Below are 17,950 nucleotides of genomic sequence, written 5' to 3' on the forward strand. Positions count from 1 at the left end.
GAAATCTGGTGAAGCTTCATGCTGTCTGATGGGGGAGTTAACCTCCGAGGCTTGCCAGTTCTTCGGCGGTCAAGCCTATCGCGCCATTATGCTTGTTATCACGGAGCTCAAAACCAGAGTTTTCTTCCGTTTTTGCTACCAGCACCCGATGTCGCAGTCTATTCCTTGCATCTTTAATTACGTTTGGATCTAAATCTTTGAGGCCACTCCCTGCGGACGGTGCGATAGGCGCTTTCGGCGCAGGCTTCACTACCGGCGCCGTAGCATCCGCCGAGAGGGGGCGCGATTGACCAGGGCCAGGTAGGGGTGGGGCTGGGGGTGCGACAACGTTGTTCCGCACGGGTTTAGGCGGAGGTGCAGGGGGCACTTGCGTACCCGCATCCACCCTTTCAGGGCCGTTCATACTCGCAACGCTTCCACGAGGCGTCGTGCCCATCCCGATCTCGGCGGTCCCTGCCCTGGCATTGGCCTTCGCCTTCCTGGCTGCATGAATCCTGTTGCCGATCGCACTCAGGCTGGCAAGGGCGCCCCCGATGCCAGAGCCGAGGAGTCCGTACATGGTCAATGTTGGATCATCACTCAAGGTACCGGCCACTGCCACTGCCAGGCCACCGATCGCCAGGGCGTTGCCCACCACGGCGAGCGCAATACCTATACCCGCTGGAGGGAAGATGAAGGTGAAGGCCAGCCCGGTGATCACCCCGATGCCGGCGAACAGCACGTTCGCCCACTTATCCATGAAACCGGCCTTGGGTTGCTTGATCGGGTCCTGGTACCCCGGCAAAGGGTCGTTCAAGGCCTCGCCGTAGTGACCGGTGGGGTCCTGCCAGTTGACCGGATTGCCCAGTACATAGACGTAAGGGTTGATCCCGGACACCTCCGGTGCCAACGAATCGGGGCTATGAAAACGCATCAGCCCAGGGTTGTAAGCCCGGTAGCCACGACCCAGCAGATACCAGCCGGCGGGTTGCTGGTCGAATGCCGGCTCGCACGCTTCGCCATTGAACGCCAGCAGACTGCGCAGCTGTTCGTCCTTGGCACGCTCCCCGTAGACGCTATAGCTGCTGGTATGCAGGCCGTCAGCCGCATATTCGCCAAGCACGCTGTTGGCGGCATCCGTGAGCAGCAGACGACTGTCGTTCGGTTGTCCCTCGGTCTGCATGGCCAGTGCCGTCTCACCGTCGTACAGGTACTGGTTGAGCATGCCGTCTTCAAGCGTGGCGCTCAGGCGGTAACCCTGATAGCGGCGTTGGACCTCGGCAGCGTTGCCGTGGCGCACGCCCAGCAGATGATCGTGGCCATCGTAGCGGTAGCGGGCCAGCACATGCTGATCATCCTGGCTGCGCACTTCACTGAGCCGACCCAGATCATCGTAATGCAGCTGGCGGCCCCATTCGTCATTGCGCATGTTGCCGTCGGCGTCGTAACTGAAGGTCTGGTCGGCCGGATAGTCGGTTTGCAGGCTGTGCGTTACTCGTTCGAGCTGGAAGTTGTCGTCAGACTTATAGGTAAAACGCGCATCGTCCCTCTGGTTATCGGTGAAGTTGGTCTGGCAACGGGTCACGTTGTCCAGGGCGTCGAAGCGGAACAGCTGACGTTTAATGGCGCGCCCGGCGGCGTTGGTGGGCAACTGGGTGCCGTCGTATTCGACGCTTTCCAGCCGGTCGAGGTCATCATACTGGAAGGTTTCCTCCAGCAGCAGCTGCCCGTCCTGGCATCGGACGCGCTGGTGCAACTGGTCATCGTCGCGCCAGACCAGGGTCAGCGTCTGTGTCGTGCCATCGTCCAAGGTCAAGGTACGATCGGTTTCACGGCCGAAACAATCGTACTGTCGCAAGCAGGTCAAGGTGCGCTGGCTGTGCTTGTCGAGCGTGACGGTCTTGAAGACCCGACCATCGGTGTCATACTCGAAGTCGGCTTGCAGGTCGCCCTGCACGGTCTGTTTCACACGGCCCAGGGAATCATAGGTGTGCTGAGTGGAAGCGCCAGCGTCACTGATGCGCGACAATGCACGGCCTTGCAACGAATGCCGATGTTCGGTGAAGTGCTCATCCTCGTAGTTGCCGTCCACACCCTGGGTCGCCCAGGCTTCGCGCCGCAGGTAGCCTTGGTCGGTGTAATGATACCGGCGCTTGCCTTCGGCATTGGTGGCGGCAGTAATGGCGGCGTCCGGGCGTTCGTAGTCGAAGTTGGACGGGTCTAGGCTCGCGACACCGCTCTGGTTCGTGGTGACGATGCCGGTGGGGGCGGTGGACACCTCGGGCTGATAGCTGTACGTGCGTGTACGACCGCTGGCACGCTGGTGCTGATGCACCAACGTCTGCTCACCCTGGTAGGTATAGGATTCGGTGCGTGGACCAACGGTCAGCGTTTTCATGCGCGCCAGCCCGTCGAAGGTGCGGGTGCAGACGATACGAGGTGATTCTCCAACGCCCGCCTGCAACGCCAGGCGGGTCACCAGCTCGTCAGTGCAGAAATCAGCGAAGTGGCGGACCAGCGTACTCGCGTCGGGACGCTCGTGGTGCGTCATGCGGCCCCACGCGTCGTAGGTGAACCGTGTGGTGCGTACCAGTGGCGCCTTGAGGTCATGCTCGTCCAGCGGGTCACGCAGGTGACTGACTTCGCGCACGCAGCGGCCAAGGCCATCATAGAAGTACTGCTGCCTGCCTGCCTCCTGGCCGTCCTCGGCGTTGCGTTGCCGGTACTCAGGTTTGCCAAAGCGGTTCAGCTCGGTCACCTGCCATTGACGCTTGACGGATGTTTCGTCATCCGGGCGTTCCTGCCAGGTGTTGACGATATCGCCCTCTTTGCCAAACGGTGAACGTTCGCGGCGTTCGATGACGCCATCGGGGCGAATGGTCGTGCAGCGGTCACCCCAGTCGTCATATTCGAAGGTGCTGGTCAGTTCGAGACCTGTGTCGTCGAGCTGGTCATGAGTGGTCTGGCTAAGCTGTCGACCCAGACTGTCGTACTGGTAAGTCTGCACGGTGTGCGTGACACGTTTGGATTGGCGCTGGTCGTCTTCTTCGGTCACTTCACGGGTTTCACGCACGCTGCGCCCGGCACCATCGAGCCATTGGGTGCTGACCACGCCCTGCACATCGGTTTCGCTCTGACTGGCTTGCGTACCTTTGACGCTGAGCTGGTAGGCATAGGTCCGTGTCGCGCTCAGTTCCGGTTTGTCGGGTGCAACGGTCTGACGGACCGGGCGGCGCAAGGCGTCGTAGTGCTTATGGGTGTACACGCCATTGGCATCCTGTTGGCGCATGGTCAGCCCGCAATAGCGGGAGACCGCACTGTGCAAGGTGCGTTGCGCCAGGTCGTGGCCCTGCGTGGTCTGGCGGACTTGTAGCAGGCTCTCGTGGCCGCTTTCATCCTGGATCCGGCTGTAGACGAACCGGGTGGTGGTGGTGCGGTCCTTGAGTGGATCACCGCCGTGTTTCAGCGTCTGACGCTGATGGTCCAGGCGCATGTGCAGCAACGGATTGTCCGGCGTGTCGAGATACGTCATCTCGCTAAGCTGCAGCAGGGTGCCGGTTTCGTCGGTGGCATCGCTCAGCTGCAGCGTACGCTGATGCTTGACTACCGCTTCCCCGAACGTTTTTCGAGCACCGGTGACGGGGTCGATGGCGCGGTAGCGGTAGTGACTGCGCAGGATCACTGCCTGGCCTTCTTCCGACTCGGCAGGGTAGCTGGTCTTGTACTTGATACGGCGTTTGAAGCCCTGTGGGTCGGGTGGGCAGGCTATCTCCTCGGCGTCCCCTGTCTGCTCGATTTCGCCCTCGATGGCATAGTAGGTGTACTCGGTGTATCTGCCGTCGGGCTCGACTTCCTTGAGCAGGTTGCCATGCACGTCAAAGCTGGTGGTCTTGGTCTCCTGGCGAGGCCAGGTGGCGCTGCCTTCGAGCTTCCATTGCACGGTGACCTGGTGAGGCAACTGGAAGAAGGGCGGCTGCCGGTCGAATGTCAGCCCAGGCTTTTCATGGTAAACGGTGCTGGTTTCCTGGACATGGCCATTCTGCGTCTCGGTTTCGCGCAACATTAGATGGAAACGGTTGTAGCGCCGGGTCACCGTGCGTAGAACCTTGCCATCGCCGGGAAGACCTGCATCCTTGTCCTTGAGCCACAGGCTGGCAGTGGACCCGTATTCATAGTCGCTGCCCGTGAACCGGTACAGGTTGTCCTGCCCATCGTCGCGCCATACCACGCCGCTGGCACCGTGGCCAAGGAAGTTGTTGTCGGTATAGGTATAGGTGGTGACCATCGCGGGTTGGTCGAAGCCTGGATCCAGCTGGTGGCGCTTGACCCGCGGCATGGGTGGGCGGGCATCGTCTGGGAAGCGATGACCATTGTCACCTTGCCAGTATTCAAGGGTTTCAGTCGCGCCCAAGGGCGTCTTGACCTGCTTGAGCAGTGCCAGGTTCTGCCCGTCGGTATAGGCGAGGTGCTCATATTCGAACTGCCAGCAGGCGCTTTCGGCTGTCGGTAGGAACACGTTGGTGACCAGACGCAAGGTGGGGCTGCCAAGGTTTTTCAGCTGCATACGATAGGTGGCCCGGGATGGGTCGCCCGTGGGTGCATCAGGGAACAGCTCGAACGAGACGGTGCCACTGTCATAGCTCACCTTCAGCAGTGTGGTGGCATTGACGTCGGTGATACCGGTCAGGCAGAGATTGCCGTTGAGGTCGTATGCGTAGGTCAGACTGATCCAATGCCCCGAGGCCGCTTCGATGCGTACTGGCAGGGCAATTTGGCGATGGGCGGGGCCCATGAGTTCGAGAAACTCGACCAGACCCGTCTTGTATTCCACGCGCCAGCAGGTGCTGCTTTCCTGGTGAAGATGGAAACTTTCCACCTTGCGTTCGGCAATCCCAAGACCGGTGCCATCGCCCATGTCACTGCCAGTGACCTTGTAGGTCTCGCCATTCTGCAGGCTAAGCAGGTTGCTAGCGGGTTGGTACTGGCTGAGGTTCAAGTTCCAGCCATGGCCAAAGCCTGCGTCGATGTGATTCATGGGGTTGAACCTCAGGCGCAAAGGCAGTGCAGGACCTTGTTGGTCGTTGCCGACCAGTTCCGGCAATTCGATGCCCAAGGTGTACTGGCCGGTACGCGGGTCGACGCTGTTTTGCACGAAGCTGGTGAAGTTGAAGGCGTTGGACTGTGCGGTTGACGTGATCGACATGTCAGTTTGCTCCTTTCGCGGCAAGCGGGCGCAGGGTCGCGCAGAGGAAACGTGTCTCGCCTTTTTCGTCATTCTTGTGCGCGCGGCCGATCATGGCTTGATTCGGACCGCATGTTTCATAGGTTCTAGAATATTCCTTGAACTCATCGGACCAGGTGCCGGGCTCTACGAGAACGTCCTGCCCACTGGGGGATGACACACTCGAGCACTGATACTTCGTATTGCCATTTTCATCGCCACTGTGCCAGCGTGCAGTCATCACGGTATTGAGGGGGCAGGTGAAATAGATATAACGCTTGTCATTGGCGGTGACCTGGGCGCCTTCTGTCTTATCAAGGCCGGACTCGCGAAATGTAGGCGACCAGTGTGGCGAATGTGTTGTGTACCCGTCCACACGGCTGCAGGTATAATTCGTGCCTGCTTTTTCGTCACCGGCATGATAGCGTGCAGTAATGAAATAGTTGCTGGAACAGGCGCGCTCAGGGGGGGCGTCCCGTTCGGATTCTTTTGGGGTATCATAATGACTGGAAAACGTCGGTGCATCGAGGGGTGCCGGCGTGTCGATATCCGGCGATGCCGAAATACGTATGCACGAGGTGGCATCACGCATGGTGTTAGCCGCAGCGACCTTCTTGTCGATCACTTTGAGGCCTCGAAATATCGTCTTGTTCTTCGCAAAGGCTTGTAGTTCTTCGAACGAATAGACGCGCTCGTCGCCCGTGTTGCGGGCAATGGTCTTGAGGCGTACCCAGTATTCGTCCTCCTTGGCCAGGTCCGTGCGACAGTCCCGGTTGGACGTCAGAAGGATCTCCATGGCCGAGGGCAGGTCGTTGAAACGGATTTTTCGAACGCCTTCCGGAAAGCAGGCGTAGGCTGGACTGTTCACCGAATACTGGTAAGTCAATCCCGAGCCGGCTTCAGGGGTAGAGAAGCTACACGTGCCATTGTTCTTGTTCTGTAAAGTCAAGTTTCCGGGCGATGCCTGAGCACCGATACAACTGGCCGCCACTGCAATGCCGAGTGCTAGCCGTCCTGGTCTGTAAATGGACATGGTGGTTCATTCTCCTATACATGCTCGGCGGACACGGATGTCACGCCATCGTGTTCATCGTTCTCAGGAAAGATTAATCCGATCGCCTGTGGCAAGCACCTGATAGAAATAACAGTCCAGCTGAAACGACCACCCCCCGCGCGCAAAGAGTGCCACATGCGCAGCCCATTGCGTTGTGCTCGCGGTTGACCTGTCAATTCTACCAGTTGGTGCATGTTCCACATCGGCCTATAACTGTTGTCCAGTCTTATTAAGCAACGGTCAACTTCATGAACGACTCAACGGCAAGAACGTTATCCACCTCGGCGCGGCTCGCTGCCCCGATCATCGAATCTCTCAATGGCTATGACGAGATTGACCTTGAACGTCTGGCGGATCAGTCTCTGGTGACGTTCATCCAGTACGACGGTATCCAACTGGGCGATCGGCTGCGTCTCAATTGGCGAGGTGCCAGTGCCACGGGTGAGCCGTTGGATGACGTGAGCACGGAGATGGAAGTCGAGACGCCTGACTTCGATCCGGTCAGCAAGCGGTTGAAAGTCAACATTCCAAATGCCTTCTTGGTCGGAGCCGATCAGGGGTATGCGTTCTATTCCTATGAGCGCCTCACTGGCGTACCCGAAGAATCGCTACGTACGTTCTGTTTCGTCGGTGTGCGTCGCCATCGCATGGAGCACATGCCGGTGGCGCAGGCGTTGAGCGGACATGCTTTGCATATCGATCCTGCAACGTTGGGCAGCGCAGGATGCCGGTTCCTGGCGCCGGCGTATCAGGCCATGCAGGCAGATGATCAGGTCACCCTGCATTTCAGCGGTTACTTTGAAGATGGCGAATTCGATAGAGAGCTCGTGTTCGACTATCTGGTAACCGATCAGAACGTTGGCCGAAACATCCGCTGGACAGTGCCGAGGGGGGAGTTCAACTGGCTCGAGGGGGGCCATGCCGACGTCTTCTATCGCATAGCGTTCGTCGACGGCTGCTTCCTCGAAAGCGCGCCGCAGACCTACCGCATCGGACCGCCTCCTGCCGACCCGGCATTGCTTGCGGCGCCTTTCATCCTCGGGCATGCGGGCGGTCCTCTGGACCCAGCAGATTTCCCCGAGGGTCTGACCATTCGCATACCGCCCTATAAAGACTTGCATACGGCCGACTGGACGCTGCTGCAGGTCAACGACGAGCCAGGCAGCGCTGCACTGCGTGCCGATCTCACTACCCTGGCCAGTGGCATCCAGGGAATCTGTCTGGGAGCGGATGCGCTGGACGACCAGACGCAGCTGAGGCTGAGGTACCAGGTGGCACGTGAGGGCCTGGGATTGGTTTCCCAGGAGCTGGACCTTGAAGTGCTGCGGCCTAGGGAGCTTTCGAGCGTGCAGATCGACAATGCGGAGTCGGAGTCGCCGGAACCCAACATGGTGTTGGATGCGGACCTCGCGACAACCGGTGCGTATGTGGATGTACCCGACCCTGGGCTGCGTTCGGGCGAGTGTCTGCAGTTGCACTGGCAAGGGCGCTCCAGCGCAGGCCGCCATGTGCATACGCTGCCGGAGGGCAGCAAGCCGCCTTTCCGCTTCGCCGTCCCCGCCTCGGTCGTGGCCGCCAACATGGAGGCCACCGCTGATAAGACCGAAGACAAGCGTTTCCCGGTGTTCTACCGCCTGGTACGCGATGCAGGTGGCTACCAAGAGTCGCCGTTGGTGCAATTACGTATTTTGCCATTGCTCCGGTCACGCTACCCGACCATCCAATGTGACAAGGCCTTGGGTGGCACCTTGTCGCTGGCGGCCGTACCAGCAAACGGAGCTACGTTGATCTTGCGAGACTGGGTATTCATGGCGGCGGGGCAGAGAGTCCGTGTCATCTTCAGGGGGGTTAAAGCCAATCACCAGCAACTGGTGACCACGTTGCGGGACGCGGATGTGACGGCGGATGAAGTTCAGCAAGAAAACGTGGTCGTGATGCTCAGCAGAGAGGTGTTGAGCAGTCAGGGCCAAGGGTTTGATTTCACCATTGAAGTGAGAGTCAATTTTGAAAACGAAACATCAGACGACACCTGGTTCGACTTCCCGTCGCTGGTGTTGACGCTGCAGGCTTGACCTCTGGTTTTAGGAGAACAGTGATGAAACAGTTGGTCGGTGAAGGTAATGCCGTCGCACGTGTGTCGAAAGATGAGTTGATTAAATACCTGGAGGAAAATCCTAATCTGTTAGGGTGGGACGCGATCCTTGCCTATGACAGAAACAAAACGAACATTGTGTTGTTGCAGGAGTACATCGGGCGTTTCAATAGTGCCTCCTGGCTAGAGCCAATGAGTTTCGAAGCGTCGTCCACACCGTCGGTCGTGGAGCGTGTGATCGATTATCAGCTCGATGCGCCGCGGTTATCGTTCGAAAATGCCGATCTCGAGTCGTCTCGCGCTGACTTGAAAATGCGCGTTGTCGGTGGCAAGCAATTGACCATCGAGAACCCGAACAACCCTAAACAATTCCAAATCACGCGGCTTAAAATGGCAGACGCCCTGAATGGGCCCGTCTTGCACATGCGCATACGTTTGGAAGAAGTCAACATCACTGTCAATGAAAGTCGTATCGGTCTTGATCTCAGCAAGGGAACAGAATTTTATCTCACCTACGCTGATACAGCCGAAGAAGACACCCTTGGCGGCCTGAAGTTCAAGGAAAAGTTCGATCAGTTGAGCAGCGACAAGAAAACCTTCGAGATCAGCCGACTCAAACGTACAGACAGTGTGATAAAGCCCACGCGTGTCGTGGTACGTACTCAGCCTTCTCCTGATACGCACCTGTTTGGCACAACCGCCGGCGACGGTGCGGTGCTGTGCTTTGTCGGCATGGACGGATTTGACGAAGCGCAGACCTCTCTGCCAAGCCGTAGGTTTCAATACCTGTTGCCAGAAAACGTTGGCGACTACAGCGCTAACTTGATCCTCAAGAACGCGTATGTGCTTGCACAGTATATCCGTGTCTTGACGGCATCGTTCCCCGGCTTTGAGAGCGCCCTGGTGTTCGAGTATGACGAGGGTATACTGAGCAGTACAAATGGCTATGTCATAGAGGACGGTTTTAGGCTCGATATTGCAACTGATTATAAGTTTAGTTATTTTAAAAATCAGGTCGCGTTCTCAGAATTTGACTGGGTAGGCGGGAACATGGAAGGGAATGCGAAGCTCAGTATAGAGCAGGGTAAGATGATCGTGAATTGGCAAGGTACCTCATCCACATTAAGCGATATCTTGTATCAACCAGATGATCATATATCCGCTGAATCAGTTGAAAGGTTTAGGTCGGTCTGTAAGTTCTCAGCAAAGACTGAGCTTGAATTTTGTATTCTCGAGTCGGGCCGAGTGGGTTTACAGGCGCTCAACACGGATGTGTCTACAACCGTGACCTTCGAAGACGGGTGGACCGGAAAATACCTGTTCCCTGTGCTAGCGGTCGATGGGTTCGGGCACGTCAAGCGTGCATTTGATGAACTGGTAAAGGCACAGTTTTCTAAATTCCAGGCCATAGGATTCGAACTTGACCTGTTTTTATTGAATAACGTGTTGTTCAGAGGTGACCAGAGCTTCAAACCCACCTCGGTGGGTGCACAGGGCGCCCTGATGACCCTGGGCCAATTGGCGCCCGATTCGACACGTTTCCAAGTAGCGCCCGTCGAGACCGTCGTAGCGGCAGGCGGCAAAACCTACCCCTTCAAAACCGACCCAGCGGGTGTGGAAGTGACCTGGGCAGTCAAGAGCTTGCCAGGTGAAACCGGCAATCCTGGCACCATTGATGCGACGTCGGGAGTCTATACCTCGCCTCCGGCATCGGCGCTGGTAAGCAAGCACACGCGTGTGATTGTCACTGCCACGGCAAAATCCGGCTCGGCATCAAGCCAAGCCTTAGTGGGCATCGTGAGCCGAGACCTCGGTCTGGACCCGCTGGTGATGATGGTCAACCGCGGCATCAATGGTTACAAGGTTCGCGCTACTCCGCTGGATCCGACCGATACCTTGACCTTCAGCATGTCGGCAAACGCCTTGGGCAAGGTAATCGACGACCCGAACGCCGACCCTGACGTGCCCTACTCCAAGCTCTACGTGCCCCCCGCCGCAACGGCGCAAGCCATGCCCGGGCCTGCGGCGATCGCTCCCGAGTGGCTCGAATATCGTAAAAGCAAGGCCTGGCGTGCCGAGGAGGACATTGACCAACTGCTGGCGGTTGAGCAAGTGCAGGCCGTGGGGAGCAAAGGCAGTCGTCAGGAAGTCCAGGTGCTGCTGCCGCTCGAGAACCTGACCAATTGGTTCACCTACGAGGGCAAAGGCGCCGGTGTGCAACTGACTTTCTGGGCAAGTGGCAAGAAAGGGGACTACCTCGTCGATCCTGACGACACTACGTGGTACCTGATCAAAGGCTCTGGGACGTTCGAGAACGGGCTCTACATCCCTGACTCAGACTCTGAAGAAGCTTATGCCGTGGTAGCGGCGGTGGAATATGACTTAAGAAACTGGTACTGGGCGATGGCCATTCTGCCCGTCCCATTCGTAACTGCCAGCAGTTTCATCAGCATGACCAAAGAGGTAAGACCATGACCGTCAACTCTAAGACCGCCCTGTTACAGCGTTTGGCCCAAGGTGGAGTGATGCACGACTGGGGGGCGATCGTGGCGATCGGCCGCTCGCAACTCAATCGTCTGCTTGAGCAGGAGTTTCTGGCGGCATTCGACGATCAGCGGTTCATCCTGCCTTTCAGTGACACATTTTCCGTGGATGAAACCAGTACCGAGCGCATGACATTGTCCAACGTCGTGCTCGGTCCACCCCAGCTGTCGTTCGAAAACGCATCGATGGCCAATGCCAGTGCCACGCTCAGCATGCCGATCCTGACCGGCAGCGTGGTCTCCAAGCTGCATTTCGCCGGGCGTCCGCCGAGGCTTAATTACAGCATGAACCTGCATGAAAACATGGGTTACCGAGTAAGCATGACCCTGCCGCTCGAGGTACGGACCCAAAGTATTACCAACCAAGGACGGCTGGTCGTGGACTTGGCCAAGGCCGAGCAGCCGATCTGCAATTTGGGGGGGACTCCCTACGCCGACCTGGTGATAGGCGATCGTTTCGGCAAGCGGATCCTCGAGCATCCTTCGTATCGGCAAACCTCAGTGGCCCTCAGCCTCGATTTCAGTGCCTTCGGGCCGCTGTCCCCGAAAACGTTCGCCGTGCGTACCCAGCCTCATCCAGAAGCCACGCTCAAGGGGGCTGTGCATGAGGGTGATGGTGCTCTGGTGCTATTTTGCCAACTCAACGTCGGCAGTAGGCCAGGCAGCTTGCCGAGCAACCCGGCAGCGTTTCCTTATCTGATTCCTGATGACCTCGACGCACGAGGCGCTTCACCCTTCAGTGCCACCGTCCTGCTCAACAGTGAGCTCAAGGGGTTGCTCGATGGCTACCAGGTCAATCTGTTCGATCAGGTGCGCATGCCCAATGCGTTTCAGATCGATGCTCTGGAGCAGCATGACCCGCTGGACCGGGCTGTGTTCGGCCGCGTTGGCCCCTCCGTGCGCTCCCTCATGGTCGAGCCTTTGCGCAGCCAGGTCACGGCGGGCCAGGCACGGCAGTTCGTGCTGCTGGGGGCGACCCGGCAGACGGCTGACCCGCAGCAGTGGAGCGCCGAACACATACAGTATTCCACAGGCACGTCTGACATCAGCAGCCAGGGACGCTATACCGCATCGTCCAAGGGCACGCTGCGCCAGGCGCAGCAGGTAGTCGTGGTTTCCAACCAACATCAGGGGCCTGCGGGGCCGCAGCTGCGCAATGCCCTGATCGTCGAGTCTGACGAGTCGTTGACGATTTCACCGCGAGTGACCGGTTGGGCCGAGGGAAATGCCGCTGTAGACCTGCTAAGTTCGCCGACGGTCACCTGGTCGCTGGCCGATGACGAGCCCCAACTTGGCATATTGGAGGACCTGGGGGGAGGGCTTGCGAAGTTTGAGCCATTCGTGCCCGAAGGCTATAAGCCGGAAGTGCTTTTTCAGCGTGTCATCGCGCGCGAGGGCAATGTCGAGGCAGAGGCAGTCGTCATGATCCTCGCCTGGGCGCCTACCCTGACGCTCGATCCCGACTATGTGAGCGAACTGCAGGCCAGTGAGCCTGTGCAGTTTCGGATAAAGGATGACGTCGTTACCCTCAAGGATGGGCGCACACTGAAACTGCCCATGCCTAACGCCACGCTTTGGAAGGTCTTCGGCGAGGGGACCATCACCCAGGACGGGCTCTTCACCCCACCCCCTCAGCGCGGCAGTATCGCAAGCCTGATCATGGCGGAAGTCGATGGCAAGGCCAGCGGTTACGCGCTCGTCGAGTTGGCCGAGCGCTCGACGGTGCCCCCCACCTGGAGTAGTCTGAACACGTTCAGCCTTGAGGCAGTAGGTACGAGCGAATGCCTGGCCAACGGCATGCAACAGATAGAGGTGCTGGTCACGATCGAAACCCAAACGGTGAACCTGCTGGAGATCCCTATAAGCCCGACTGAACTGTCGACGCTGAAGTTCTACGACCAGATCAGCAACGTCCAGCTGCCGTTCGTGGAAGCGAACGCCGAGGGGGTGCTGCCCGGCCCGGGCGTGGCACCCTGGCATGTCAACCTTGCGCGTAACCCGTTCAGGTACCGTGGCTCGCCTACGCCAGGCAGGTTGATGAAGGGCGAGGGTGCCATCCGCCGCAAACTGTTCTATTTGCACAGCACCGTTGCAGGGGGCACCGAATTGTACGCCAAATTCACCAAAGATACTGGCGGGGAATGGGACTCGCGGGACATGAGTACCGTACTCAAGGTGCGAAGCCTGGCCGCACCGAGCTTTGCGATCAGTGAATACGAGCTCAAGCGTGAGCGCGTGTTCAATGATCCGCCACCGCCCGCGCCGCAGCCGGGATATCCCGTGGAAGAGTTCGCGTTCTGCGATGAGAGCATCGACTACTGGACGTTGTCCTGTACCCACCTGGGGGTGCCCGTGAATTTTCGCACCTGCACGTTGAGTGCGGCATCGGCAGTGCGTTGGGAAAGCGAGCAGGTGAATGAAACCTACTTCAGCTACCTGGCCTATGCCTTCAACCCCCCAGGCGAAGAGGCTCCCACTGAATTAACCATCGACGGGCGCCTGCTGGCGATGGCTGAGGAGCTGAAGTACGAAGGCCTGAGAAAGGACTTCGTCGACCACAAAGTGCCCGGCAAAGGCCAGTTGCTGATCAGCCTGCATCGGCTACCCAATATGCCCTACTGGCACGACAAGATGGCCAAGGGCAGCCTGCACAAGCAATACCGGAGTGCGTTGGATGAGCCCCTGCAGATCGAGCTGTTCGACGAAGACGGCAACCGGCATCGCCTTCGCGTGGATTTCGAAGGGCGTTCGGTCATGGACAATCGCAATACCCTCGTACTCAACGTAGGCGCCTAAGGAGGCCACTGATGAACGATAAAAACTTCGTGCATTCCAATGCCTTCAACTTCATGAGCTTCATGCAGAACAGTGTCGATCCGCGTACAGGCCAGTACGCTCTTGGCGTGGTGCTGCCGGAGCTGACAGGCAATCACCTGAGTGGCCCAGCGCTACCGTTGCGCCTGAGCTTCAACCCGATGAGCCAGCAGGATGCAGGCTTTGGCCATGGATGGAGCTTGAATCTCACCCAGTATGTACCAGCAAGCAACATGCTCGACCTGCACACCGGTGAGCGCTACAAAGTGACCGGGTCTGATCAGGGTGATGGCACCGGCCTGGGTATCGACGAACGCAAGCTGTTGACGTTCCAATTGCATCAGGACAGTACCAACAGTTGGCGGGTCGTGCACAAATCGGGCTTGGTGGAATTTCTGCGGTTGCAAGGGACGGGCGAAAATGCCGTGGCGCTGCCAGTGCGTGTCGAAGCGGCTACCGGACACTGGATCAGTCTTTCCTATGGCCACAGCCACTATGGCGTGCCCTGTCTGACGCGAGTCGAGGATGGCACCGGGCTGCCCCTGCTGGCAGTGAGCTATGCCAGCGGCGAGGTGTATCTGGATCTGCATCCGCAGGCGCAAGGACAGGGCAGACCGCTGGCGCGCTATGGATTGAAGCTCGAAAATCGGGGGTCGCCAGCCCTGCGGGTCGTGTACATGGTAGAACTGCCCTATGACCAGGATGCTGCTTCGCCGAACAAGGGCAGCTGGCGCTTCGAATACAACCAGGTCGAACAGGCATCAGGGCGTCGCCTGGCGTTGCTGAAAACAGTGTACAACCCGGTCGGTGGCACCGAGCACATCGAGCATGAGCATGGTACTAATCTCGGACATAAGTTTCCTGGGGATGCGCACCCGCCGTTGCCCAGAGTCAAGCGTCATGTGCTCAATCCCGGTGCCGGACAACCGGCCATGCTGACCACCTATGCCTATTCGGATCGCAACTTTCTGGGCTGGGGTGCCGCGGGTGTGGGCTGGGTCGACAATGGCCTGGACAACCTCTACATGTTTACCGGCAGTGACTACGAGTACCATACGGTGACGAGCCACTACCTGAACGCCGATGAGCAAGCGCCAGGGCAAGTGGTGCGCCTTGAAACCAGCTATTACAACCGCTTTCACCTCCTGACCCGACACGTCACCCTGCAGAATGGCCACGAGCAGGAGGTGGTCACGGTCTACCACGAAAGGCCTGGCCAGCGCTTTTCCGTGCAGCCTCGGTACTTCCAGATGCCCGCCAGCACCACGCGCCGCTGGCGACTGGGCACAGGGTCGACCTGGCCGCGCGAGGAAGTCGACAGGACCACGTTCGACGACTTCGGCAATCCGCTGGAAGAGGCGTTGGCCAATGGGACTCGCACGCGGTATCGCTATTTCCCCGCAGCGGGGGAGGGTGGCGATTGCCCGCCTGATCCTCACGGTTTCGTCCGCAGTCTGCGTGACCAGACCGTGATCCCGGGCGCGGGCGACAACGACCAGCCAGCGGCCGCGATCCTGCGGACCCGGTATACCTATGTAGGTCTGCAGGCACTGGACGGTGCGCAGGACACGGCAGGCATGTTGCAGGCCAAGGACGAAACGCTTCTGGCGCTTGCCAGTGAGGAAAGCGAGACCGGGCAGGTTCATCGTTTCACCGCCTACGACTACTTTGTCGCCAGTGACGACCCGCTGCGTCATGGGCGCGTCAGGCAGCAGGTCGCGACCCAGGGCGGCGAATCCACCACGACCGCCTACCAGTACGACATGTCCGCAGTCATCGGTGACCATGTGCTGCAAACCGTGCAGACGCTGCTTGGTTTCGATCATGGCGAAGCGCTGGAAGATGGAACCTTGCGAGACAGTCGCAAGGTGATTACCTTGCGGCATGATACGTTGATCAATCAGCCGTTGCTCAACCGTGATGACAACGACGTGGAGATCGCTTATACCTATGACGCTCTGCGTCGGGTGGTCGAAGAGACCGTCTCGCCTAATGACGCCTCCTTCAAGGCGTCTCGACGCTACACGTATAGCCTCGTGACGATCGCCGGCCAGCAGGCTCAGCAGACCAGCGAAGATGTCAAGGGCGTGGTCACACGCACATGGGTCGACGGTTTGAGCCGTGCGGTCGCAGTGGAACGCTACGATGCGGACAACCCTGACGAACTGCGTGCTCCGGCATTTCGTGCCAGTAACGCCATGGCATACGACGGGCTGGGCAATCTGGTCGAGGAAACCGAATATGACTGGTTGGATTACGACCCTGTCAACATTGATGCACGATCGACACAACGGGCTGATCGACCCGTGCATGCGACCTCGGCGGAGACCGGGTACACCACCTGTTATCTGTATGATGACTGGGGTCAGTCGTATTGCCAGATAACCCCGGATGGCGTCAAGCACTTCGAGCAGACCGACCCGCAGGGTGATGAACACTGGCGCTTCGGGCCAATGCAGACGGTCTGGCGTGAATCAGCCGATGGTGAGTTGCGCGATGCCGGCAGCGGCGAGCTGCTGCAGCCAGGCGGCCTTGGTCGTACCGGCAAGACGGTCACCCGTTTCAACTTGTTCGAAAAGCCTGTGCAGGTCGAGCGTTTCAGTATCGACCGCTCGTCCATGGCAAGCGTTTCCTACAGCGTGCAGCACTACCACTACGATGGCCTCGGGCGTTTGACGACCGAAGTCGATGCGCGCAAGGCTACCCAGCAGTCCACGTACGATGTGTTCGACCGATTGGTGGACCAGAGGCTGGCGGACGGAAGCGTGGTGCACCGTGATTATGCTGCGCATAGCCATGAGGACCTGCCGGTGTTGATCAAGGTCGGCAGCAAGGTACTGGGTAAGCAGCGCTTCGACGGCCTGGATCGCATGATCGAGGCCACGACTGGCGGGAGAGTGCGCAAGCTGTTTTACAGCCCAGGGCAAAGCCAGCCGCATAAAGTCATCACGCCTGCCGGGGAAACCATCGAATACCGCTACAACCTTCAGCTCAGCGAGCAACCCGTGCACCGCAAGGTCGTCAATCCCGGCAGCGCCGCCCGCACCCAGAATCTGGAAACCACCTTCAGCTTCGATCCGAAGAATGCGCGTTTAGTCGACTGTGCCGAGCAAGGGCAGGCCCTGCAGCGAACGTATTTCAGCTTTGGGGCGGTGAAGTCGGAGACCCGTGGCCTTGAGGCCGACGAGTACACCATGCACTACCAGATGAGCCTGCGTGAGCGAGACCTGAGCTACACCGACGTGCTGGGCCAGACTCAGCACTATACGTACAATGCGGCGGGCGATCTGCATGAAACCAGGCTCGGGGATCTGAGCGCCAGCTTCCATTACGATACCTTGGGTCGGCAAATCAAGGTGCACACTCAGGACGGGGCGCAGTACCTCACCACGACCCTGGCCTATGACGAGTTCGATCGTGAAATCCTGCGCACGTTCGACATCAACGGCACCGTGCAAACCTTGGCGCAGACCTATGACGTGCGGGATGCGTTGGTCAGCCGCACCCTGGCTGAAGGGCAGACGAACCTGCGCGCGGAAACCTACCAGTACGATGACCGCGCTCGGTTGGAAAAGTACACCAGCGAGGGCGAGTTGTCCCCGATCGACCCATTCGGCAAGGTTATTCAGGAGCAGCTGTTCCGCATGGACGAACTGGACAATATCATCCAGGTTCGGACGGCGTTCCCAGAGGGGCGCAATACGGCCCGTTACCTGTTCGGCAATGCCGCCGACCCTGCGCAATTGACCGGAATCGAGAACGACCATGCCGATTATCAATCCGGCAATGTGACGTTGACCTACGACGATAATGGGAACCTGATCAAGGATGAAAAGCAGCGTGCCTTGAGCTACGACCCTCTTGGCAGGCTGATCGAAGTCAACGTGCCTGCGACGCAGGATGAGCTGGCGCAATCCTGCACATACGGTTACGACCCTGTGGACCGTCTGGCCAGCCAGAGCAGTTGATACACCAGGCAGCTGAAGTGAATCGGCCCGTGCATGCATGGGCCTTTTTCAGGGTGCGCCATGCCATGGAGCACTGCGCGTGACGCAGCCCGCCTGGCTGCAGTGGGCGTCAGCTGCTCGATCGCTCGTATCAACGTTCAAGCGGTCAGCGAACTGATAGAAATGCCAGTTGTGGCGCTGTCAGGTTATGAGCACGCTGGTGCTCAACCGTAAGCGACACGTTCTGGTTCGTCTCTGTCTGAGCCACCGAGCGGGCCGCATCGAACACCTCTGAAGGAT

The 17,950-nt window shown here is 58.8% G+C and carries 6 protein-coding genes; 4 read left to right on the plus strand and 2 right to left on the minus strand.

The window, feature by feature from the left end:
- Positions 1–37: 37 nt before the first annotated feature.
- Both G7Z99_RS00175 and G7Z99_RS00180 read right to left on the minus strand, forming a co-directional pair.
- On the minus strand, positions 38–5,182 hold the full coding sequence (locus G7Z99_RS00175; RefSeq protein WP_181090909.1) for an RHS repeat domain-containing protein: 5,145 nt from the start codon (positions 5,180–5,182) through the stop codon (positions 38–40).
- A 1-nt stretch (position 5,183) separates the two neighbouring features.
- Positions 5,184–6,233 (minus strand): hypothetical protein, encoded by a 1,050-nt coding sequence (locus G7Z99_RS00180; RefSeq protein ID WP_181090911.1) that lies wholly within the window; start codon positions 6,231–6,233, stop codon positions 5,184–5,186.
- Between the two features lie 269 nt (positions 6,234–6,502).
- Here G7Z99_RS00180 and G7Z99_RS00185 point away from each other — a divergent pair, with 269 nt between their 5' ends.
- From G7Z99_RS00185 to G7Z99_RS00200, 4 genes are read left to right on the plus strand one after another with little or no spacing between them, the layout of a single operon-like run.
- Positions 6,503–8,326, plus strand: a complete 1,824-nt coding sequence (locus G7Z99_RS00185) for a hypothetical protein (RefSeq protein WP_181090913.1) — start codon at positions 6,503–6,505, stop codon at positions 8,324–8,326.
- A 23-nt stretch (positions 8,327–8,349) separates the two neighbouring features.
- Complete coding sequence (locus G7Z99_RS00190; protein ID WP_181090915.1) at positions 8,350–10,821, plus strand: hypothetical protein; 2,472 nt, start codon at positions 8,350–8,352, stop codon at positions 10,819–10,821.
- A complete protein-coding gene (locus tag G7Z99_RS00195; protein WP_181090917.1) occupies positions 10,818–13,685 on the plus strand; it encodes a hypothetical protein in 2,868 nt (955 codons plus the stop codon). The genes G7Z99_RS00190 and G7Z99_RS00195 overlap by 4 nt, the downstream gene beginning before the upstream one ends.
- 11 nt (positions 13,686–13,696) lie before the next feature.
- The gene (locus G7Z99_RS00200) at positions 13,697–17,671 is read left to right on the plus strand and encodes an RHS repeat domain-containing protein (RefSeq protein WP_181090919.1); all 3,975 of its coding nucleotides are present in this window, start codon (positions 13,697–13,699) and stop codon (positions 17,669–17,671) included.
- Positions 17,672–17,950: the final 279 nt, after the last annotated feature.

This window comes from Pseudomonas entomophila (assembly GCF_013523165.1).
Lineage (GTDB): Bacteria > Pseudomonadota > Gammaproteobacteria > Pseudomonadales > Pseudomonadaceae > Aquipseudomonas > Aquipseudomonas entomophila_A.